Consider the following 381-nt stretch of genomic DNA (forward strand, 5'->3'; position numbering starts at 1 on the left):
TTCTGGAATCCCTACATGCGCGCTACGAAGAGTGCCTGGGTGCGACGAGCACGGAGGATTCACCCTGGTATGTCGTTCCTGCCGATGACAAGGACAATGCCAGGCTCATCGTGTCGCGCATCGTCATCGACGCGCTCGAAGGATGGAAGATGGCCTATCCGGTGACGAGTACCGCGCGCAAGCGGGCGCTGCAGGCGATTCGCAAAGTGCTCGTCAAGCAGAGAAGTCGAGGGTCTGCGGCAGCCAGGAATCAGCAGACCAGCATCCTGACGCGGCTGGCGATCCGGGCGTCTTCCAGGGACGGCAACACCTGCACGCTGCAGCGGGCGCCGGCCTTGCCGATCAGCGGTCCGGCCGCGCGATTGAGCGACTCGTCTAGGT

Annotated in this window: 1 pseudogene; it reads left to right on the forward strand. The window is 63.5% G+C overall.

The annotated features are described in order from the left end of the window. Nucleotides 1–381, forward strand: a pseudogene (locus D7Y13_RS44970) (hypothetical protein); the annotation flags it as partial.

Origin of the sequence: Corallococcus praedator (assembly GCF_003612125.1) — a bacterium.
Classification (GTDB): Bacteria; Myxococcota; Myxococcia; order Myxococcales; family Myxococcaceae; genus Corallococcus; species Corallococcus praedator.